19 protein-coding genes are annotated in these 18,656 nt (G+C 64.2%); 10 read left to right on the forward strand and 9 right to left on the reverse strand.

Annotated features, from left to right (window positions below; all coding sequences use genetic code 11):
• The first annotated feature begins 98 nt into the window (after nucleotides 1-98).
• The 6 genes from lptF to rsmA are packed head-to-tail and all read left to right on the forward strand — an operon-like array spanning nucleotide 99 to nucleotide 7,518.
• Nucleotides 99-1,241: an LPS export ABC transporter permease LptF gene (gene lptF, locus QO034_RS08045; protein WP_284484996.1), complete on the forward strand. Its 1,143-nt coding sequence runs from the start codon at nucleotides 99-101 to the stop codon at nucleotides 1,239-1,241.
• Nucleotides 1,238-2,341 (forward strand): LPS export ABC transporter permease LptG, encoded by a 1,104-nt coding sequence (gene lptG, locus QO034_RS08050; RefSeq protein ID WP_284484997.1) that lies wholly within the window; start codon nucleotides 1,238-1,240, stop codon nucleotides 2,339-2,341. The genes lptF and lptG overlap by 4 nt, the downstream gene beginning before the upstream one ends.
• Nucleotides 2,338-4,482 (forward strand): LPS-assembly protein LptD, encoded by a 2,145-nt coding sequence (locus QO034_RS08055; RefSeq protein WP_284484998.1) that lies wholly within the window; start codon nucleotides 2,338-2,340, stop codon nucleotides 4,480-4,482. Before lptG ends, QO034_RS08055 begins: the two co-directional genes overlap by 4 nt.
• Nucleotides 4,473-5,708 carry a peptidylprolyl isomerase gene (locus tag QO034_RS08060; protein WP_284484999.1) on the forward strand — a complete coding sequence of 412 codons (1,236 nt, stop codon included), beginning with the start codon at nucleotides 4,473-4,475 and terminating at the stop codon, nucleotides 5,706-5,708. Before QO034_RS08055 ends, QO034_RS08060 begins: the two co-directional genes overlap by 10 nt.
• A complete protein-coding gene (gene pdxA, locus QO034_RS08065; RefSeq protein ID WP_284485000.1) occupies nucleotides 5,705-6,682 on the forward strand; it encodes a 4-hydroxythreonine-4-phosphate dehydrogenase PdxA in 978 nt (325 codons plus the stop codon). Before QO034_RS08060 ends, pdxA begins: the two co-directional genes overlap by 4 nt.
• Nucleotides 6,679-7,518: a 16S rRNA (adenine(1518)-N(6)/adenine(1519)-N(6))-dimethyltransferase RsmA gene (gene rsmA, locus QO034_RS08070; RefSeq protein ID WP_284485001.1), complete on the forward strand. Its 840-nt coding sequence runs from the start codon at nucleotides 6,679-6,681 to the stop codon at nucleotides 7,516-7,518. Before pdxA ends, rsmA begins: the two co-directional genes overlap by 4 nt.
• A gap of 19 nt (nucleotides 7,519-7,537) precedes the next feature.
• Here the strand turns inward: rsmA and QO034_RS08075 are convergent, their stop codons facing one another.
• The 3 genes from QO034_RS08075 to prfA form a co-directional block, all read right to left on the reverse strand.
• Entirely contained in the window at nucleotides 7,538-8,095 is a 558-nt protein-coding gene (locus QO034_RS08075) for a DUF4167 domain-containing protein (RefSeq protein ID WP_284485002.1), read from the reverse strand.
• A 235-nt stretch (nucleotides 8,096-8,330) separates the two neighbouring features.
• Nucleotides 8,331-9,164 carry a peptide chain release factor N(5)-glutamine methyltransferase gene (prmC, locus tag QO034_RS08080; RefSeq protein ID WP_284485003.1) on the reverse strand — a complete coding sequence of 278 codons (834 nt, stop codon included), beginning with the start codon at nucleotides 9,162-9,164 and terminating at the stop codon, nucleotides 8,331-8,333.
• Entirely contained in the window at nucleotides 9,161-10,216 is a 1,056-nt protein-coding gene (gene prfA / locus QO034_RS08085; RefSeq protein ID WP_284485004.1) for a peptide chain release factor 1, read from the reverse strand. The genes prmC and prfA overlap by 4 nt, the downstream gene beginning before the upstream one ends.
• A gap of 61 nt (nucleotides 10,217-10,277) precedes the next feature.
• Between prfA and QO034_RS08090 the strand changes: the two genes are divergently transcribed.
• A complete protein-coding gene (locus tag QO034_RS08090; RefSeq protein ID WP_284485005.1) occupies nucleotides 10,278-10,568 on the forward strand; it encodes a hypothetical protein in 291 nt (96 codons plus the stop codon).
• On the opposite strand, the gene QO034_RS08095 is transcribed toward QO034_RS08090, so the two are convergent.
• The 4 genes from QO034_RS08095 to QO034_RS08110 form a co-directional block, all read right to left on the reverse strand.
• Nucleotides 10,506-10,922 carry a DUF1499 domain-containing protein gene (locus tag QO034_RS08095; RefSeq protein ID WP_284485006.1) on the reverse strand — a complete coding sequence of 139 codons (417 nt, stop codon included), beginning with the start codon at nucleotides 10,920-10,922 and terminating at the stop codon, nucleotides 10,506-10,508. The two genes, QO034_RS08090 and QO034_RS08095, sit on opposite strands and share 63 nt — an antisense overlap.
• A gap of 63 nt (nucleotides 10,923-10,985) precedes the next feature.
• On the reverse strand, nucleotides 10,986-11,933 hold the full coding sequence (gene speB, locus QO034_RS08100) for an agmatinase (RefSeq protein WP_284485007.1): 948 nt from the start codon (nucleotides 11,931-11,933) through the stop codon (nucleotides 10,986-10,988).
• Nucleotides 11,930-12,892: an agmatinase gene (gene speB / locus QO034_RS08105; protein WP_284485008.1), complete on the reverse strand. Its 963-nt coding sequence runs from the start codon at nucleotides 12,890-12,892 to the stop codon at nucleotides 11,930-11,932. The genes speB (QO034_RS08100) and speB (QO034_RS08105) overlap by 4 nt, the downstream gene beginning before the upstream one ends.
• Nucleotides 12,893-14,071 carry a M20 aminoacylase family protein gene (locus QO034_RS08110; RefSeq protein ID WP_284485009.1) on the reverse strand — a complete coding sequence of 393 codons (1,179 nt, stop codon included), beginning with the start codon at nucleotides 14,069-14,071 and terminating at the stop codon, nucleotides 12,893-12,895.
• Between the two features lie 62 nt (nucleotides 14,072-14,133).
• On the opposite strand from QO034_RS08110, the gene mazG reads away from it, so the two are divergent.
• Nucleotides 14,134-14,958, forward strand: coding sequence for a nucleoside triphosphate pyrophosphohydrolase (mazG, locus tag QO034_RS08115; protein WP_284485010.1), 825 nt, complete (start codon nucleotides 14,134-14,136; stop codon nucleotides 14,956-14,958).
• On the opposite strand, the gene QO034_RS08120 is transcribed toward mazG, so the two are convergent.
• Nucleotides 14,927-15,823 carry a hypothetical protein gene (locus QO034_RS08120; protein WP_284485011.1) on the reverse strand — a complete coding sequence of 299 codons (897 nt, stop codon included), beginning with the start codon at nucleotides 15,821-15,823 and terminating at the stop codon, nucleotides 14,927-14,929. The two genes, mazG and QO034_RS08120, sit on opposite strands and share 32 nt — an antisense overlap.
• Nucleotides 15,824-15,925: 102 nt before the next feature.
• Here QO034_RS08120 and QO034_RS08125 point away from each other — a divergent pair, with 102 nt between their 5' ends.
• Together QO034_RS08125 and QO034_RS08130 are read left to right on the forward strand one after the other, a co-directional pair.
• The gene (locus QO034_RS08125) at nucleotides 15,926-16,867 is read left to right on the forward strand and encodes a nucleoside hydrolase (protein WP_284485012.1); all 942 of its coding nucleotides are present in this window, start codon (nucleotides 15,926-15,928) and stop codon (nucleotides 16,865-16,867) included.
• Complete coding sequence (locus QO034_RS08130; protein ID WP_284485013.1) at nucleotides 16,864-17,313, forward strand: GNAT family N-acetyltransferase; 450 nt, start codon at nucleotides 16,864-16,866, stop codon at nucleotides 17,311-17,313. The genes QO034_RS08125 and QO034_RS08130 overlap by 4 nt, the downstream gene beginning before the upstream one ends.
• A 68-nt stretch (nucleotides 17,314-17,381) precedes the next feature.
• On the opposite strand, the gene eno is transcribed toward QO034_RS08130, so the two are convergent.
• The gene (eno, locus tag QO034_RS08135; RefSeq protein WP_284485014.1) at nucleotides 17,382-18,656 is read right to left on the reverse strand and encodes a phosphopyruvate hydratase; all 1,275 of its coding nucleotides are present in this window, start codon (nucleotides 18,654-18,656) and stop codon (nucleotides 17,382-17,384) included.

Genomic DNA, 18,656 nt, shown 5'->3' on the forward strand with positions numbered 1-18,656 from the left:
TAGCGTGCCGTGCCCGCCTTGACCAGATGGGAGTTTTCACCGCATATCGGTTGCTGTAGGGATGCGCCCAGAAAATCGCATGCAACCGGGGGAGCGCAGTGTCACGTTACGACAGATATGTCCTGTCGCAGTACCTGGTCTTCTTCGGCTTCTTCGCGCTGATTCTTGTCGCTGTGTTCTGGATCAATCGGGCGGTGGTTCTGTTCGACCGTTTGATCGGTGACGGGCAATCCGCTCTCGTCTTCTTTGAGTTCACGGCGCTCACGCTGCCGAACCTGATCCGCATGGTGCTGCCAATGGCGGCCTTTGGCGCGGCGATCTACGTGACCAACCGGCTAAGGAACGAAAGCGAACTGACCGTGATGCAGGCCACGGGATCAAGCCCGTGGCGCATGGCGCGCCCCGCGCTTGCCTTCGGTCTGGTGACGGCCCTGATGATGAGCATCCTGACCCATGTGCTGTTGCCGGCCGCGACCAGCCAATTGGCCCAGCGGGAAGCCGAAGTCGCGCGCAATGTCACGGCCCGCCTGCTGAGCGAGGGCAGTTTCCTGCACCCGGCGAACGGGGTGACGTTCTATATCCGGCAGATCGATCCGGATGGAACGCTCAACGACGTGTTCCTGTCCGACCTGCGCGATCCTGCCCAGAGCGTTGTCTACACCGGGTTGAAAGCGTTCCTCGTCCGCGACGGGGACCGGGCGAACCTGGTCATGATCGACGGGCTGGCGCAGCGGCTGGACATCGCGACCAACACGCTGTCCACAACGATCTTCGCCGATTTTTCCTATGACATCAGTTCGCTCGTGAACAAGCGCGACGACCGGTCCCGCAATATCCGCGCGATCCCGACGGCGGAACTGTTGCGGCACCGGAACACGATCTCCATGGCCGAAGGGTTCGGACTCGGCCAGTTGACCGAAGAACTGCACCTGCGGTTCGCACGGGCCCTGGTCTGCATCGCAGTCACGCTTATCGGATTTTCCACGTTGATGCTGGGCGGATTTTCCCGTTTCGGCGTCTGGCGGCAGGCGCTTCTGGCCTTTGTTCTGTTGATCATGCTGGAAATTCTGCGCGGTATCGTTTCCGAACCGGTACTGAACGATCCCGACCTCTGGCTGCTGATCTATCTGCCAACCGTGGTCGGGCTGGTTCTGGCCATGGTTTTCCTGCAACTGGCAGCGCGGCCGCTGCCGGGACTGTTCCGGCGAAGGGACAGGATCTCGGACGAGGTTGCCCCATGATCCTCGACCGGTACTTCGCCCGCCGCTTCACCCAGAGCTTTCTCATGATCGGAGCCGTGTTCCTGTCGCTGATCTTGCTGATAGACCTGATCGAGCAGTTGCGAAAGTTCGAAGGCCTCGATGTCAGCATGGGGCAGTTGATCCGCCTGATGCTGCTGAATGCGCCCGCCGCGATCAACGAGATCCTGCCGCTTCTGATGATCCTGTCCACCATCGTGCTTTTCGTCGGTCTGGCGCGCAGCAGCGAACTCGTCGTCACCCGCGCGACCGGCCGGTCCGGCATTCGCGCCCTGGCCGGCCCCCTGTTGGTTTCTCTGGTTATCGGCGGGCTGACCGTCAGCACGCTCAATCCGATCGTGGCGGCCACGTCGAACCGCTACCAGTCGCTGCTTGAAACATACAAGAGCGGAGGCCAGTCCGCCGTATCGCTCAGCGGCGAGGGCCTGTGGCTGCGGCAGGGCTCGGAACGCGGCCAGTCGGTGATCCATGCGACCGGATATGGCGGAGATGACCAGGACGTCACCCTGCTGGGGGTGACGATCATAACCTATTCCGCCGAAGGCGGCCCGATCCGCCGCATCAGGGCGGCCAGCGCCCGCCTGATGCAGGACGAATGGCTGCTGACCGACGCAAAGGTGTGGCCGCTGGTCGCCGGGTTGAACCCCGAGTCGGCGGCCGTCACCCATGACGAACTGCGCATTCCGACAACCCTGACGGAGACCCGGATCCGGGACAGCCTCGGGCGGGCATCCGGGATCTCTATCTACGATCTCCCCGAAACCATCCGACAGATGCGGCAGGCAGGATTCTCGACAAAGAGGCACGAGGTCTGGTTGCAGGTCGAACTGGCGCGGCCGCTGTTTCTGATGGCCATGGTTCTCGTCGGCGCATCCTTCACCATGCGCCACACCCGGTTCGGCGGCACCGGCGTCGCGGTGCTCGCGGCCGTGCTTCTTGGTTTCGGGCTGTATTTCATCCGCAATTTTGCGCAGATCCTTGGCGAAAACGGGCAGCTTCCGGTGGCCTTTGCCGCCTGGGGGCCGCCGGTCGCGTCAATCCTTCTTACGGTCGGATTGCTGCTGCATGCGGAAGACGGATGATGCGCCGGTTGCTGGCGTCATTCCGGACCATGGTCCTGGTGCTGTCATGCCTGGCGGGACCTGTGCTCGCACAGGACGGTTCCGAAACCGACGCGGTCGTTCCCGCCCTGCTGGTCGCCGACAGCGTCGTGATCACCCCCGAACGCCAGTTGATCGCGGAGGGCAATGTCGAAGCGTTCCAGGGCGATGTGCGCCTGAGCGCCCGTCGCATCACCTTTGACCGCGCCACCGACACCATGACCATCGAGGGACCGATCCGCATCGACGAGGGCGGGACCGTCACGATCCTCGCCGATTTCGCGGAGATGGACGGCGAATTGCAGAACGGGTTGCTGACGGGCGCCAGGATGGTGCTGGACCAGCAGTTGCAGATGGCGTCCTTGCAGATGACGCGGGTCGGCGGGCGCTACACCCAGCTTTACAAGACGGCCGTCACCGCATGCCACGTCTGCGAGGATGGCAGCCCGCCGCTCTGGCAGATCCGGGCCCGCAAGGTGATCCACGATCAGCAGGAACGCCAGCTGTATTTCGAGGACGCGCAGTTCCGCGTACTGGACGTGCCCATCCTCTACCTGCCCCGGTTCCGGCTTCCGGACCCGACGCTGGAACGGGCCAGGGGTTTTCTGATCCCGTCGCTGCGCACGACGACGCAACTGGGAACCGGGCTGCGCCTGCCCTATTTCATTCCGATCGGCGAAAGCAAGGATCTGACGCTGGCCCCCTATGTGTCGCCAAAGACCAGGACGCTGGATTTCCGATACCGGCAGGCCTTTCGGAACGGCCGTCTCGGGATCGAGGGGGCCTATACACGCGATGACCTCATCCCCGGCGAATCCCGCGGATATCTGTTCGGGGTGGGCCGGTTTGACCTGCCGCAGGACTTTCGTCTGCGGTTCGACATCGAGACCGTCAGCGACAATGCCTATGTCAACGACTATGGCCTTCCGGATGTGGACCGGTTGCGTAGTGAGATCGCCCTGGACCGGGTCCGGCGCGACAGCGCCTTCCAATTCGATCTGATCAAGTTCAAGTCGCTGCGCGACGAGGACGAAACGACCCAGCCGCTGCTGATCGGAGATGCATTCTACGAGCGGCGCTTCTTCCCGGCGGCGATCGGCGGAGAGGCCCGGTTGAACTTCGACCTGCACGGCCACGAACGGGAATCCGATCTGGACCAGCTCGGTCGCGATATCCTGCGCGCAAGCGCGAGCCTGTCGTGGCAACGCACCTGGATCTCCACCCGTGGCGTCCGCGCGGATTGGCGGCTCGGTTTCGCCGCGGATCTGTTCAAGATCTACCAGGACAGCGCTTTCCCGGACGATATCAAGCGTTTCACGCCAAGTACGGCCGTGACGCTGAGCTATCCGATGACCAAGACCAACGCGGGCGGCGTCACGCATTACCTGGAACCGCTGCTGCACCTGGCATGGAGCGACGTGCAAGGCGATGATCCGCCCAATGACGAAAGCAGATTCGTCGAATTCGATCAGGGCAATCTTCTGTCCCTGTCCCGCTTTCCCGCGCCCGACCGGCGCGAGGACGGACCGGCGCTGGCCTATGGTCTGAAATGGTCGCGGCACGCGCCGTCGGGATGGCAGGCCTGGGCCACCGTCGGCCAGGTCTTCCGGAAAACGGCCGACCCGAACTTCACCGCGACCTCCGGGTTGTCGGGCACGTCGTCCGATATTCTGGTGGCGGGCCAGTACAAGACGGACTACGGTCTGGCCCTGACCGGACGCGGCCTGATCGACGGGTCGCTCAGCCTGTCCAAGGCGGAATTCCGCGGCGACTGGCGCAGCGAACGCATCAACGTGACCGGCAGCTATCTGTGGCTGGGCACCGATCTTGCCGAGGGGCGGGAAAAGCCCCTGTCCGAACTCTGGTTCGACGGCGATTACCAGATCAACCCGAGCTGGGCCGCCGGGGCCGACCTGCGCTATGACATATCCGACGCCCGCGCGACCCGCGCCGGTGTCGGGCTGATCTATCGAAACGAATGCGTGACGGTCGATCTTTCGATCCGCCGCCGTTATACATCTTCCACAAGTATTGAGCCTTCGACCGATTTCGGTTTTACCATCGAGTTGAACGGCTTTGCCGTCGAAGGCGGAACAGAAAAGTACAGGCGGGCATGCAGTTGATCCGAATCTTCACTCTCACGCCGTTGCGAGGCGCAGGCTTCGCGGCGCTTTTCGGCCTGGTTTCGGGCGCGGCCGTCGCTCAGGGACTGTTTTCCCCGGTCATCACCGTCAATGACGAGGTCATCACCCAGTATGAACTGGAACAGCGGGCCCAGTTCCTGCGATTGCTGCGCGCCCCCGGAAACCCCGAGGAACTCGCGCGCGAGGCGCTGATCGACGATCGGTTGCGCATCCAGGCCGTCAAGGCGGCGGGAATCGAGGTCACGCAGGATGACATAGACGCGGGAATCGAGGAACTGTCTTCGCGCACGGACCTGTCGCCGGAGGAATTCGTCAACGCCCTGGAAGAAGGCGGGGTTTCGGTCCAGACCCTGCGCGATTTCGCCAGGGCGAATGTGGCCTGGCGCGATCTGATCCGGGCGCGGTTCCTGGCGCAGGCGCGCCCGACGGACGCGGAAATCGACCGCGCCCTTGGCGGCGCGGGCGGTGGCAGCGGAGTCCGGGTGCTGCTGTCGGAAATCATCATACCGGTGACGCCGCAGACCCTTGATCAGGTGGACGAACTGGCCGCGCAGCTCGCGCAGATCACCAGCTACGACGCGTTTTCCCAGGCGGCGGCCCAGTATTCCGCGGCCCAGACCCGCGACAATGGCGGGCGGATGAACTGGATCGATCTGAATACGCTGCCGCCGGGGCTGCGTCCGCTGATCCTGGCGCTCACGCCGGGCGACGTGACCGCACCGATTGCGCTGCCGGACGCGGTGGCGCTGTTTCAGATGCGCGGCATCCAGGAAAGCAATGTTTCGGAACCGCGGTATTCGGCGATCGACTATGCGATCTACTACATTCCGGGTGGACGCAGCGCCGAATCCCTCGGAATCGCGGCGGGCATCGCCGGTCGGATCAACACCTGCGACGACCTTTACGGCATCGCAAAGGGCCAGCCCGCGGACAGGCTGGAACGGATTTCACAGGCGCCGTCCGAAATACCGCGCGATATCGCGATCGAACTGGCGAAACTGGACGACGGAGAAATTTCGACCACGCTGACCCGGTCAAACGGGCAGACGCTGATGCTGTTGATGCTGTGCGGACGCACGGCGGCGCTCAACGAGGACGCCTCGCGCGCAGAGGTGGCGAATGCGCTGGTTCAGCAACGCCTGGCGGCATCGGCGGACAGCTTTCTGGATCAGTTGCGCGCGGATGCGGTGATCATCGAAAGATGACGGCGCCAATCGCCCTGACCTGCGGCGAACCTGCCGGAATAGGACCGGAACTGGCGGTCAAAGCCTGGGATCTCCTGCGGTCGGACTGCCCGTTCGTCTGGATCGGCGATCCGCGGCATCTGCCCTCCGGAACCCGGATCGCAGAGATTTCGACGCCGGATCAGGCGGCATCGGTCTGCGCGGACACCTTTCCGGTCCTGCCCCATCACTTCGCCGCACCGGCGACGCCGGGCCTGCCGGACCCGAGAAACGCCCGCGGCGTGATCGAGGTGATCGAACGGGCCGTCGCTCTGGTGCAGATCGGACAGGCCGGTGCGGTCTGCACCGCCCCGATTCACAAGAAAGCCCTGATCGACGGCGCGGCCTTCCGCTATCCGGGCCACACGGAATTCCTGGGCACGCTCGGCGGGTGCGAGCGCGTCGTCATGATGCTTGCCAGCGATGAATTGCGGGTCGTTCCGACAACGATCCATGTGGCGCTTGCGGACGTTCCGCACCTGCTGACACCAGAGTTGTTGCGCGAAACCATCTCGATTGCCGCAGAGGGCCTGCGCCGGAGATTCGGGATCGCCAGACCCCGGCTTGCCGTTGCGGGGCTGAACCCGCACGCCGGCGAAGGTGGCGCCATGGGCCGGGAGGAACTGGACTGGATCGCCCCCCTGATCCACGACATGAACCGAACCGAGGACTATGATCTGACCGGACCGCATCCGGCGGACACCATGTTTCATGCCGCAGCCCGCAGGACCTATGACGCGGCCATTGCGATGTATCACGATCAGGCGCTGATCCCGATCAAGACGCTGGATTTCGACCGGGGCGTGAACGTCACGCTCGGACTGCCCTTTATCCGGACCTCGCCCGATCACGGCACCGCGCTGGACATTGCCGGACAGGGAATCGCCAGGCCGACCAGCCTGATCGAGGCGCTGAAGATGGCGCATCGCATGGCACGGGGTGCGCGCGGATCATGAGCGCGATAGATTCGCTGCCGCCGCTCAGCCGGGTGATTGCCGAACATCAGTTGTCCGCCCGCAAATCCCTGGGCCAGAATTTCCTGCTGGACCTGAACCTGACCGCCAAGATCGCGCGGCAGGCCGGGGATCTGACGGCCTGCGACGTGCTGGAAATCGGCCCCGGTCCCGGCGGGTTGACGCGCGGTCTGCTGGCGGAAGGAGCCCGCAAGGTCCTGGCGCTGGAAAAGGACAGCCGCTGCATCCCGGCCCTGCAAGAGATCGCAAGTGCCTATCCGGGACGGCTCGAAATCCTCGAAGGGGACGCGCTGGAAATCGACCCGCTGGCGCATCTGGCGCCGCCGATCCGGGTGGCGGCGAACCTGCCCTACAATATCGGGACAGAGTTGCTCGTGCGCTGGCTGACGCCACCCGACTGGCCGCCGTTCTGGGAAAGTCTGACGCTGATGTTCCAGCGCGAGGTCGCGGAACGGATCGTGGCGCGGCCCGGCAGCAAGGCCTATGGCCGCCTTGCCATTCTGGCCCAGTGGCGCAGCGACGCGCGCATTGTCATGTCCCTGCCGCCCGGCGCCTTCACGCCGCCGCCAAAGGTTTCGAGCGCGGTGGTTCACCTGACGGCCCTGCCCGAACCGCGTTTCCCGGCGGATGCCGCAATGCTGTCACGGGTGGTCGCCATGGCGTTCAACCAGCGTCGCAAGATGCTGCGTTCTGCGCTGAAATCCTTGGCGCCGGATATCGAGGATCGACTTGTCGAAGCAGGGCTGACGCCGACCGACCGCGCCGAACAGGTTTCGCTGGAACGCTTCTGCGCCCTCGCCCGTGTCCTGATGTCCTGAACCGGGCGCGGCGGCCGGATTACTCGGCCGCTTCCGGGTTGCCGCCGGCGTCGCCCGAACTGTCAGCCTCCGGCTTGGGGGCGGTTTTCCGGGTTCTGGGGCGGCGCGCCGGTTTCTTCGGTGCGGCGCTTTCCGGTGTCTCGACCAGACCGCTGTCGTCGCCGTCGTCGGACCGCTCGCCCAGGTCCACCACATCCGGCTGTGGCGCATCGGCGAGATCGGCGGCTTCGGCCGATTCGCGTTCCTGTCGCTCCGACCGTTCCCGGTCCCGTTCGGCCTGCCGTTCGCGGTTCTGACGTTCCTGTTCCTCGCGGCGGGCGTCCATTTCGCGCTGCGCTTCGCTCAGCAGCCGCAGGTAATGTTCCGCGTGCTGCTGGAAATTCTCGGTGGCGACCCGATCGTTGGCCAGTTGCGCGTCGCGGGCCAACTGATTGTATTTCTCGATGATCTGTTGCGGTGTTCCGCGCACCTTGCCTTCGGGACCGGAACTGTCGAAGACCCGGTTGATGACATTGCCGCCGCTCTGCGGCCGGTTGCGGTTCGACTTTGACCGCGAACGTGATTTAGACGATCTCATATGACTAGTGTCAGCCTTGTTTTCGATGTCTTCTGACCCGTTTCACGCCTCTTGCGTTCAAAATGCACCGGATCTTCGACTTTTTGGGCTTGGTGTCGCTCGCATACTGCGGGCAGCATCTGTCGGGGCGACCCCTGTGAGTAAGCATGTCCCGCCGCGCGAGACAAGGGTTTGCCGGCAAGTTTTCGATATTTTTGATCCGTTTCGGCGTTTTTCGGCTACAAGAGCGCGCTTTTCACGGGCGCTGCGCTCGTATGACCCTGGGCCGGCCATCCAGGTCGTGAATGACCCCAAGGCCCGTCATGCCGGCTTTTTGCAGGAAATCCGTGACGGCATCTGCCTGTGTCGGGCCGATTTCCAGCAACAGCCGTCCGCCCGGTTCAAGGTGTTCCGTCACTCCGGCAGCGATGGCGCGATAGGCATCCAGCCCGTCCGCACCGTCTGTCAGCGCCATCTCGGGTTCATGGCACCGCACCTCGTCCTGAAGCCCGGCCATGTCGTCGCGCGCAATATAGGGCGGGTTCGCCACGATCAGGTCGAAGCGCCCGGTCACCGCGCCGAACCAGTCCGACTGCACCACTTCGGCGCGCGACTGCACCCGGTGCAGCACGATATTGGCGCTGGCCTGCAGGCAGGCCGCTTCCGACAGGTCGACGCCCATGCCCCGCGCCGCCGGGTTTTCCGCCAAGAGGGTCACGAGGATGCACCCCGACCCCACGCCGAGATCGAGAACCCTGTGAAACGGGGCGGACAGGGCCGCCTCGACAAGCGTTTCGGTTTCCGGGCGCGGGTCAAGGACATCGGCGCTGATCTTGAACCGGCGGCCATAGAATTCCCGTTCCCCCAACAGGTGCGAGACCGGAACCCGCACCGCCCGCAAGGCGATCAGCTGCTCGTAGCGTTCCCCGACATCCGGGGCGAGGTCTTCGGGCGCGATGAGGGTGACGCGGGCGGCTTCGATCCGCGCGGCATGTGCCAGCAGGATACGCGCGTCCCGCGCCGGTTCCGCGATCCCGGCGGCGCGCAGCCGCGCCGTTGCCGCGACCATGGCTTCGGCCGCGGTCGTCATGTGCCCATCTCGGCCAGCATCCTCGCCTGATCGTCGGCGGTCAGGGCGTCGATCACCTCGTCCAGATCGCCCTGCATGACCTGATCCAGCTTGTAGAGCGTCAGGTTGATCCGGTGATCCGTCATCCGTCCCTGCGGAAAGTTGTAGGTCCGGATCCGTTCGGACCGGTCGCCGCTGCCGACCTGCGCCGCCCGGCTGGCGGATCGTTCGCTGTCCACGCGCTGCCGTTCCAGATCGAAAAGCCTTGTCTTCAGGACCTGCATCGCGATCTCGCGATTGCGATGCTGAGACTTCTCCGAACTCGTCACCACGATGCCCGTCGGTATGTGGGTGATGCGCACCGCGGAATCGGTGGTGTTGACATGCTGTCCGCCAGCGCCGGAAGAGCGCATCGTGTCGATCCGGATGTCGTTGGCGTCGACCTGCACGTCCACGTCCTCGGCTTCGGGCAGAACCGCAACGGTGGCGGCGCTGGTGTGTATGCGCCCGCCGCTTTCGGTGGTGGGCACGCGCTGCACCCGGTGCACGCCGCTTTCGTATTTCAGCCGGGCAAAGACGTTGTCGCCCTTGATATGGGCGACGACTTCCTTGATCCCGCCCAGTTCCGTCGGTTGTTCCTCTATGATCTCGAATTTCCAGCCCCGCGCCTCGGCATAGCGCTGATACATCCGCAGCAGATCGCCCGCGAAAAGCGCCGCTTCGTCGCCGCCGGTTCCGGGACGGATCTCCAGCATGGCGGGGCGCGAATCCGCCTCGTCTTTGGGCAGGAGCGTCAGTTGCAATGCGTGTTCGACACCGGGCAGGCGCGCCTTGAGAACCGGAAGTTCTTCTTCCGCCAGCGCCTTCATGTCGGGATCGGCGAGCATCGCCCGCGCTTCGGCCAGATCGGACAGCAGGCCGCGATAGGTTTCTATCTGCTGCACCACCGGACGCAGGTCGGAATATTCCTTGGCGAGCGCGGCGATATCGGCGCCGCTGGCGCCATCGGCCATCGCGGCTTCAAGAAACTGAAACCGTTGCAGTATCTGTTCGAGGCGTTCTTGAGGAACCATTTCCGGGGTGTCCGATATAAGGGGGCTTTGGTCAAGAGGCGGGCTGTGCTAGCCTTGCGGAATGATACGCGCGATCGTTCTCGGACTGACGGTTCTTGCCGCACCGGCGGTGTCGGATGTCACCGGGCCGAACGGGAAGGTGCAGGATTGCTATTGCACCGACACGTCCGGCGCGCGGGTGGAACTTGGCGAAACCATCTGCCTGCATGTGGACGGGCGCATGTTCATGGCCCAGTGCCAGATGTCCCTCAACGTGCCGATGTGGCGAGAGGTGAGCAAGGGATGCCTGTCATCCCGGTTGCAACAGGCCGATCCAGGTCTGGACCCGGTCCCGGTTCACCCCAAAATCTGATCGCCCGAACCGCGACCTGGCATAGATCGTCAGGGTATCGCCATCCTGCTCGACGGTCGTGTAATCGGGAAACCCCATGACGGCGCTGCGGGTGACATAGGTCGCAAACCCGTCTCCCGGCGATCCGAACAACAGATTGGTCCGCGGCGTGTCGGTGATGATCCGGTCCAGCCGGGTCAGCCCGTCCGGGCCGGTTTGCAGCCGCCGGATCACCCCGTTCGCGAAATCCTTGTCTGCCGCTGTCTCGGGCATCCTGTGCCAGGTCACCGGATCGCTGGGGGCGAGCCGGATGTAGCCGAGACCGACCACGATCATGGCCACGAGAACCCAAAGCAGCATCACAAGTCTTCCCATCTCGGTCTTCCGGCCCCATCTTCAGGTCAAGGCGGACTGCCGATGCGGAGCCTGCCTGTCCTGTCAACGTTTTGTCACACCGGGCAGCACGCACAGCAGTTCGTACAAGAGATTCGCCCCCGTGAGCGCCGTATTCCCCGACGCGTCGTAGGGGGGTGACACCTCCACCAGATCGCAGCCGACGATCCTGATCCCACCGAGCGCCCGGATCAGTTCCAGCGCCTGGGGTGTCGTCAGGCCACCGACTTCCGGAGTCCCCGTGCCCGGCGCGAAGGCCGGGTCAAGGCTGTCGATATCATAGGTCACATATGTCGGCCTATCGCCAATATCGCGACGTATTTCCGCACCCATGCCCGCCAGCGACCGGTGCCAGAGATCATGCGCCGGAAACTGTTGAAAGCCCCAGCCCTGGGCTTCGGTGAAATCGTCCGCCCCGTATCCGGTGCCGCGCAACCCGATCTGGTAGGTCTTGTCCGGCTCGATCAGGCCTTCTTCGAAGGCGCGGCGGAACACCGTGCCGTGGGTTTCGCGCATGCCGAACATTTCGTCGTTCACATCCGCATGGGCATCGACATGCACCAGGGCCACAGGGCCGTGTTTCCGGGCGATGGCCCGCAGGATCGGAAGCGTGATGGAATGATCCCCACCCATCGCCACCGGGATCACGTCATGCGCAAGGATCGCGTCATAGCTTTCGGATATGATGCCGAGACTGTCGGCCAGCGAAAAGGTGTTGATCGCCAGATCCCCGATATCCGCGACCTGAAGGCAGTCGAAAGGCGCCGCCCCTGTCGCCATGTTGTAGGGGCGGATCATCGCGCTTTCCGCCCGGATCTGCTTGGGGCCGAACCGGGTGCCCGACCGCCACGACGTGCCGATATCCATCGGAATGCCCAGCACCGCGACGTCAAGCCCGTCCAGCGCATTCGCGGACGGCAGCCGCATGAAGGTGTTTGGCCCGGAGAACCGGGCCAGATCGTTGCCGCTGATCGGTTGATTGAACCCGCTCATGCAAGCTTGTTCCAGCCCAACAGGCACAGGATTTCCGTCGCCACATGCGCACCGGCGATGGCGGTCGCGCCGGTGGTGTCAAAGGGCGGGCTGACTTCGACCACGTCGCCGCCCTTGATATTGATCCCCGCGATGTCACGCAGGATCACCGCGACCTGCGCCGTGGTCAGACCACCCCAGACCGGCGTCCCGGTTCCCGGCGCATAGGCGGGATCGAGCCCGTCGATGTCGAAGCTGAGGTAGGCGGGATGATCGCCGAGGATCGATCTGATCTTCTGCGCCGTCGCTTTCGGCCCCTCTGCATGGACTTCCCGCGCGTCGATGATGTTGACGCCCAGCGTGTCTGCGTTCACCGTCCGGATGCCGACCTGCACCGACCTTGCGGGATCGACGATGCCGGATTTCACCGCCTTGTAGAACATCGTGCCATGATCGACGCGTCCCATGTCATCATCCTGCCAGGTGTCGGTATGGGCGTCGAACTGCAACAGGGACAGCGGGCCGAATTTCTCGGCATAGGCTTTCAGGATCGGGAAACTGATATAGTGATCGCCCCCCAGCGTCAGGGTCGCCGCCCCGGCGTTCAGGATGGTGCGGATATGCGCCGTCAGCGTATCGGGAAAGGCCGGGACATTCGCATAGTCGAAAGCCATGTCGCCATAGTCGACCACCGCCAGATCGCTCAGCACGTCGATCGGCCAGCCGTAGGGCGGGTCGAATGCCTGCAACGCGCTGGCTTCGCGGATCGCCCGCGGCCCCAGGCGCGTTCCCGGCCGGTTGGTCACGGCCTGATCGAAAGGAATGCCCGTCACCGCGACATCGACGCCGTCGAGATCCTTAGTGTATTTCCGGCGCAGAAAGGACGTGGCCCCCCCGAAGGCGTTCTCGAAAGACAGGCCCTTCAGGTCCTGACGGGTGAATGCCTGATCGACCTGGTTCTTCGCATCTTCCAGTGCCATTCAAACCTCCATGGTGGCGCGGACCGGCTGGGCGCGTTCCACCAGCCGGGCAAAGAAGGACGCCCCGACCGGGGCGACCTCGTCGTTGAAATCGTATTTCGGGTGATGCAACCCGGCCCCTTCGCCCTGGCCGAGGAACAGGTAGGCGCCGGGCCGTTCCTGAAGCATGTAGGAAAAATCCTCAGCACCCATCTCGCGGCCGGCGTCGGCAACCACCCTGTTTTCCCCGACGACTTCGCCCGCGATCATCGCCGCGAAGCCGGTCTTGTCGGGGTCGTTGATCGTGGCAGGATAGCCGGTTTCGTAGTCCAGAACCGCCTCGACCCCGTAGCTGGCGGCCTGCCCGGCGACGATTTCGCGCATCCGCCGCCGCACCATCGCCTGAACCTGCGGATCGAAGGTGCGCACGGTTCCGTTCAGATAGGCCGTGTCCGGGATGACGTTGTCGACCGTGCCGGTGTGGATCTGCGTGACCGACACGACTAGGTCGTCCAGGGCATAGTGGTTGCGGCTGACGATGGTCTGGATCGCCATGGCGATGCCGCAGGCCGCCATCACCGGATCGCGGGTTTCGTGCGGCATCGCGCCATGCCCGCCGACCCCCTGCACATGGACATGAAACGTATCCACCGCCGCCATCAGCGGACCCGGTGTCGTGTAGAACGCGCCGACATCGAATCCGGGCGCATTGTGCAAGGCATAGACCTGTCCGATGTCGAAACGGTCCATGATGCCTTCTTCCACCATCACCCCGGCACCGCCGCCGGCCTCTTCAGCGGGCTGGAATATAAGCGCCACGCGCCCCGCGAAGTTGCGGGTTTCCGCGAGATACCGCGCCGCGCCCAAGAGCATCGTCGTGTGTCCGTCATGACCGCAGGCATGCATCTTTCCGGGGTGGGTGCTGGCATAATCGAGCCCGGTTTCCTCGGGGATCGGCAGGCCATCGAAATCGGCGCGCAGCCCGATCGTCGGCCCGTCTTCCCGGCCGTTGATCAGCGCGACGATTCCCGTCTGCGCAATCCCTTCGTGGATCTCGTCGACACCGAAGTCGCGCAAGCGTTCCGCGATGAATGCAGAGGTGCGCGGGCAGTCGAAGGCCAGTTCCGGAATGGTGTGCAGATGCCGTCTCCACGCCGTCATGTCGGCTGAAAAATCGGCGATGCGGTTCACGACCGGCATGGGGTGGACTCCTCTCTCATGCGGTGGATGATGCATCTGACACAGGAACAAAGGTCGCCGCAATGCCAGATGACACGCTGATTCACGACCGGACGGCGGGAATCGAACGCCTTCTTGAAATCATGCGCCGCCTGCGCGACCCCCGGACGGGCTGCCCCTGGGATATCGAACAGAATTTCCAGACCATCGCGCCCTATACCATCGAAGAGGCATACGAGGTCGCCGACGCCATCGACCGCGCGGCCTGGGGCGAGTTGCAGGGCGAGCTGGGCGATCTGTTGCTGCAAACGGTCTATCATACGCAAATGGGCGAGGAAGCCGGGCATTTCACATTTCAAACCGTCGTGCAGGCGATCTCCGACAAGATGGTGGAGCGACATCCGCATGTGTTCGGCGACGAGTCGCGCGACAAATCCGCAGAGCAGCAGACCCGCGACTGGGAAGCGATCAAGGCAGGCGAACGCGCGGGCAAGGCGCAGGCCGGGGTGCTTGACGGGGTGGCCGCGAACCTGCCTGCCCTCCTGCGGGCCGTCAAACTGCAAAAACGCGCCGCGCGGGTCGGGTTTGACTGGCCGGATGCATCGCATGTGCTGGACAAGATCACCGAAGAGGCGGCGGAACTGGCCGATGCCCGCGACCGCCTGGGTCCGGCGGAGATCGAAGAGGAATTCGGTGACCTGTTGTTCGTGATGGCCAATCTGGCCCGCCACCTGAACGTCGAACCCGAAACCGCCCTGCGACGCGCCAATGCCAAGTTCATCCGGCGGTTCCAAGCGGTCGAAGCGCGCCTGGCCGAGATGGGAAAGTCGCCGCAGGACAGCGATCTCGCCGAGATGGACAGGATCTGGGACACCGTCAAGGCAGAGGAACGTGGCGCCGAAACGTGATCCCGCCCATGCCGCTCAGCCGCGCCAGATCGGCGTGATACAGGTCTTCCAGTAGCGCGCGTTCCCGATCCGGGAAAGCCGCGAAACCGGTTGAAGCCGTCTCGTGCGAATGGTCGTTCAGAATTGTGCGCCACTCCCGCCGGCGCAGCTTGTCGCCAGCGTGGTAGCGCGATTGCACTGCATCCAGCGCCGCATCCGTCGCGCTTTGGTTCATCGGAACGGCGGGCTCGGCCAGATCGGCAGACGCGAGGCCCGGCACCAGCGTCTGGAGCAAGGCGCGGCTTTCACCACGACCTTCGTAAGCCAGGACTGTCAGGCGCGCCGGTTTCAAATGATCCCGCAGGTCGGCCAGCAGGCCGGGCCAACCCCGATCCATCGCCATGAAATGCGGAACCAGTTCGCAAAAAGGCGCTACGGCATTGTCTTCGGCCCGTTTGCGATGGGCCGACACATAGAGATCGGCATAGGACCGCACGACAAAGACCAAATGATCCGGCGGTGCGTCCAGCGCCGCAGCGAGAGTCCGGAATCGTTTGCGCGCGGCGGGAAAGAACCGGCCCTCGTAAAGATGGTGCATCGGCCCGGCAAGGTTTTCTTCGGACAGGATCAGGCGGCGCGACGGGTCCGGGCTCAGCTCCGCGAGCCTGTTTCGCACCCCGGCGGCGAATTCCGGGATGCGCTTTTCGCCATGCCGCGGGCGTGGCAGGCGCAGACGCAAACTGCCCCCCGGCACGCCGTCCCGTCCGGGATAGGCCAGGTCGTATCCCAGCGCGTCGAGACAGCCGCGGTTTTCCGAAAGGCAGGCCTGGAAGGAACTGGTCCCGGTGCGGTGGGCGCCGGCATGAATGAAAACCGCTTTCTTCATGCGGGCACGATGGGCGAAGCCATGCCGGGGCGCAATCGGCTTCTGGACAATCCGGGCGCGGCTTGACACTGTCCGCGCCTGCACCCCGGAGCATACAACGACATGAGCGCGCGCAAGATCATCATCGACACCGATCCGGGCCAGGACGACGCGGTCGCCATCCTGCTGGCCCTCGCCAGCCCCGAAGAGATCGAGGTCTTGGGCATCACCGCTGTCGCCGGCAACGTGCCGCTGGCGCTAACCGCGCGCAACGCGCGGATCGTGTGCGAACTGGCCGGCCGCCCGGACATCAAGGTCTACGCCGGATGCGACCGTCCGCTGGGGCGCAAACTGGTGACGGCGGAACATGTGCATGGAAAGACCGGGCTGAACGGGCCGGTGCTGCCGGACCCGGTCATGCCGCTGCAGGACGCGCATGCGGTCGATTTCATCATCGACACGGTGCGCGCGCAGGATTCCGGGGCCGTGACCCTGTGCCCGCTAGGCCCGTTGACCAACATCGCCATGGCCTTTGAAAAGGCGCCCGACATCATCGACCGTCTGGCCGGGATCGTGCTGATGGGCGGGGCCTATTTCCAGGTCGGCAACATCACGCCTGCGGCGGAATTCAACATTTATGTCGACCCACAAGCCGCCGATATCGTGTTTAGATCAGGGACAGACATTACCGTCATGCCGCTGGATGTGACCCACAAGGCGCTCGTCACCGCCCCACGCAACGACGCGTTCCGCGCCCTGGGAAACCGGGTCGGCGCGGCGGTGGCCGACATGACCGATTTCTTCGAACGGTTCGACAAGGAAAAATACGGAAGCGCGGGCGCGCCGCTGCACGATCCCTGCGTGACCGCCTACCTGATCCGCCCGGAGCTCTTTTCCGGCCGCCGCATCAACGTCGAGATCGAAACCCGGTCGGAACTGACCATGGGCATGACAGTGGCCGACTGGTGGCGGGTGACGGACCGCCCGGCCAATGCGCTGTTCATCGGGGATGTCGATGCGGACGGATTCTTTGACCTGCTTACAGAGCGTCTGGCCCGGCTATGAGCACCGCGCTTCACCTCGCCAAGCCGGAGGATCTGGACCGGCTCGCCGCCCTCGTTGCGACCTTTCACGAGGAACAGGGCATCGTCCAGTCGGATGCGGCGCGGCGCGACGGCCTGTCCCCGCTGCTTGACGGGAGTCCGCACGGGGCCGCCTACCTGATCGGACCCGCGCGCGCGCCGATCGGCTATGTGATCGTGACCTTCGGCTGGTCGGTGGAATTCGGCGGCATGGATGCCTTCATCGACGAAATCTACATGCGCCGTGCGGTGCGCGGCCGCGGGATAGCCTCTGAAGTGCTGGTTTCCCTGCCCAAGGCGCTGGCCAAGGCCGGGGTCAAGGGGCTTCACCTGGAAGTGGGCCGCGAAGACGAGGCGGCGCGGCGGCTCTATGCCCGTTCGGGATTTTCCCCGCGTGAACGATACATGCTGATGTCGCGCAAGTTGTGACCGGCGCTTGCCGGCGAACGAACGCGGGGGATTGAATTTCCCCCGCGTCGATCAGACTGTGGTCCCGGCTATTTCAGGATCGAGCGCCCGGCATATTCCGCCACCTCGCCCAGCACTTCCTCGATGCGGATCAGCTGGTTGTATTTCGCCAGCCGGTCGGAACGCGCGAGGCTGCCGGTCTTGATCTGGCCGCAATTGGTGGCGACCGCGAGATCGGCGATGGTGGCGTCCTCGGTTTCGCCCGAACGGTGGCTCATCACATTGGTATAGCCCGCGCGATGCGCCATATCGACCGCCCTGAGCGTTTCGGTCAGGCTGCCGATCTGGTTGACCTTGACCAGCATCGAGTTCGCACAGCCGCGGCTAATGCCTTCGGCCAGTCGGGCCGGGTTGGTCACGAAGAGATCGTCTCCCACCAGTTGCACCTTGTCGCCCAGAACCTCGGTCAGCATCTTCCAGCCCTCCCAGTCATCTTCGGACATGCCGTCCTCGATCGACAGGATCGGATAATCGGCGACCAGCGCCTTGAGATAGCCGACGTTTTCCTCGGACGTCAGGCTGACGCCCTCGCCCTTGAGCTGATAGCGGCCGTCGCGGAAATATTCGGTGGCGGCGCAGTCCAGCGCCAGCCAGATATCCTCGCCAGGTTTGTAGCCTGCCTTTTCCACCGATTTCAGCACGAAATCCAGCGCCTCGCGGGTCGAAGCGATGTTCGGAGCGAACCCGCCCTCGTCGCCGATGCCGGTAGACAGGCCGGCGGCGGAAAGTTCCTTTTTCAGGGTGTGGAACACTTCGGCGCCCATGCGCACCGCCTCGCGGATGCTGGTCGCACTGACCGGCATGATCATGAATTCCTGAATGTCGATCGGGTTGTCCGCATGTTCGCCGCCGTTGATGATGTTCATCATCGGCACCGGCAGGAGGCGGGCCGAAGTGCCGCCGACATAGCGGAACAGCGGCTGGGTGGTGAAATCGGCGGCCGCCTTGGCCACGGCGAGGCTGACGCCCAGGATCGCGTTGGCGCCGAGCCGGCCCTTGTTGTCGGTTCCGTCAAGTTCGATCATCGCGCTGTCGATGGCCACCTGTTCGGTGGCATCGAAACCCACGAGTTCCTGCGCGATCTCGCCATTCACCGCGGCCACGGCTTCCAGCACGCCCTTGCCCATGTAGCGCGACTTGTCGCCGTCACGCTTTTCGACCGCCTCGTAGGCCCCGGTCGACGCGCCCGAGGGAACCGCGGCACGGCCCATGGTGCCGTCTTCGAGGATCACATCCACCTCGACCGTCGGGTTGCCCCGGCTGTCCAGGATTTCACGCGCGTGAATGTCGATAATCGTGCTCAT

This window comes from Sedimentitalea xiamensis (assembly GCF_030164465.1).
Lineage (GTDB): Bacteria > Pseudomonadota > Alphaproteobacteria > Rhodobacterales > Rhodobacteraceae > Sedimentitalea > Sedimentitalea xiamensis.

Bases quoted from the DNA above. Each gene is read 5' to 3' on its own strand.
- QO034_RS08110 (WP_284485009.1), bottom strand. From the start codon at position 14,071: ATGCCGGTCGTGAACCGCATCGCCGATTTTTCAGCCGACATGACGGCG.
- QO034_RS08130 (WP_284485013.1), top strand. From the start codon at position 16,864: ATGAGCACCGCGCTTCACCTCGCCAAGCCGGAGGATCTGGACCGGCTC.
- speB (WP_284485007.1), bottom strand. From the start codon at position 11,933: ATGAGCGGGTTCAATCAACCGATCAGCGGCAACGATCTGGCCCGGTTC.
- QO034_RS08055 (WP_284484998.1), top strand. From the start codon at position 2,338: ATGATGCGCCGGTTGCTGGCGTCATTCCGGACCATGGTCCTGGTGCTG.
- pdxA (WP_284485000.1), top strand. From the start codon at position 5,705: ATGACGGCGCCAATCGCCCTGACCTGCGGCGAACCTGCCGGAATAGGA.
- QO034_RS08095 (WP_284485006.1), bottom strand. From the start codon at position 10,922: ATGGGAAGACTTGTGATGCTGCTTTGGGTTCTCGTGGCCATGATCGTG.
- prfA (WP_284485004.1), bottom strand. From the start codon at position 10,216: ATGGTTCCTCAAGAACGCCTCGAACAGATACTGCAACGGTTTCAGTTT.
- prmC (WP_284485003.1), bottom strand. From the start codon at position 9,164: ATGACGACCGCGGCCGAAGCCATGGTCGCGGCAACGGCGCGGCTGCGC.
- QO034_RS08090 (WP_284485005.1), top strand. From the start codon at position 10,278: ATGATACGCGCGATCGTTCTCGGACTGACGGTTCTTGCCGCACCGGCG.
- mazG (WP_284485010.1), top strand. From the start codon at position 14,134: ATGCCAGATGACACGCTGATTCACGACCGGACGGCGGGAATCGAACGC.
- rsmA (WP_284485001.1), top strand. From the start codon at position 6,679: ATGAGCGCGATAGATTCGCTGCCGCCGCTCAGCCGGGTGATTGCCGAA.
- eno (WP_284485014.1), bottom strand. From the start codon at position 18,656: ATGAGCACGATTATCGACATTCACGCGCGTGAAATCCTGGACAGCCGG.
- QO034_RS08060 (WP_284484999.1), top strand. From the start codon at position 4,473: ATGCAGTTGATCCGAATCTTCACTCTCACGCCGTTGCGAGGCGCAGGC.
- QO034_RS08075 (WP_284485002.1), bottom strand. From the start codon at position 8,095: ATGAGATCGTCTAAATCACGTTCGCGGTCAAAGTCGAACCGCAACCGG.
- lptG (WP_284484997.1), top strand. From the start codon at position 1,238: ATGATCCTCGACCGGTACTTCGCCCGCCGCTTCACCCAGAGCTTTCTC.
- QO034_RS08125 (WP_284485012.1), top strand. From the start codon at position 15,926: ATGAGCGCGCGCAAGATCATCATCGACACCGATCCGGGCCAGGACGAC.
- speB (WP_284485008.1), bottom strand. From the start codon at position 12,892: ATGGCACTGGAAGATGCGAAGAACCAGGTCGATCAGGCATTCACCCGT.
- QO034_RS08120 (WP_284485011.1), bottom strand. From the start codon at position 15,823: ATGAAGAAAGCGGTTTTCATTCATGCCGGCGCCCACCGCACCGGGACC.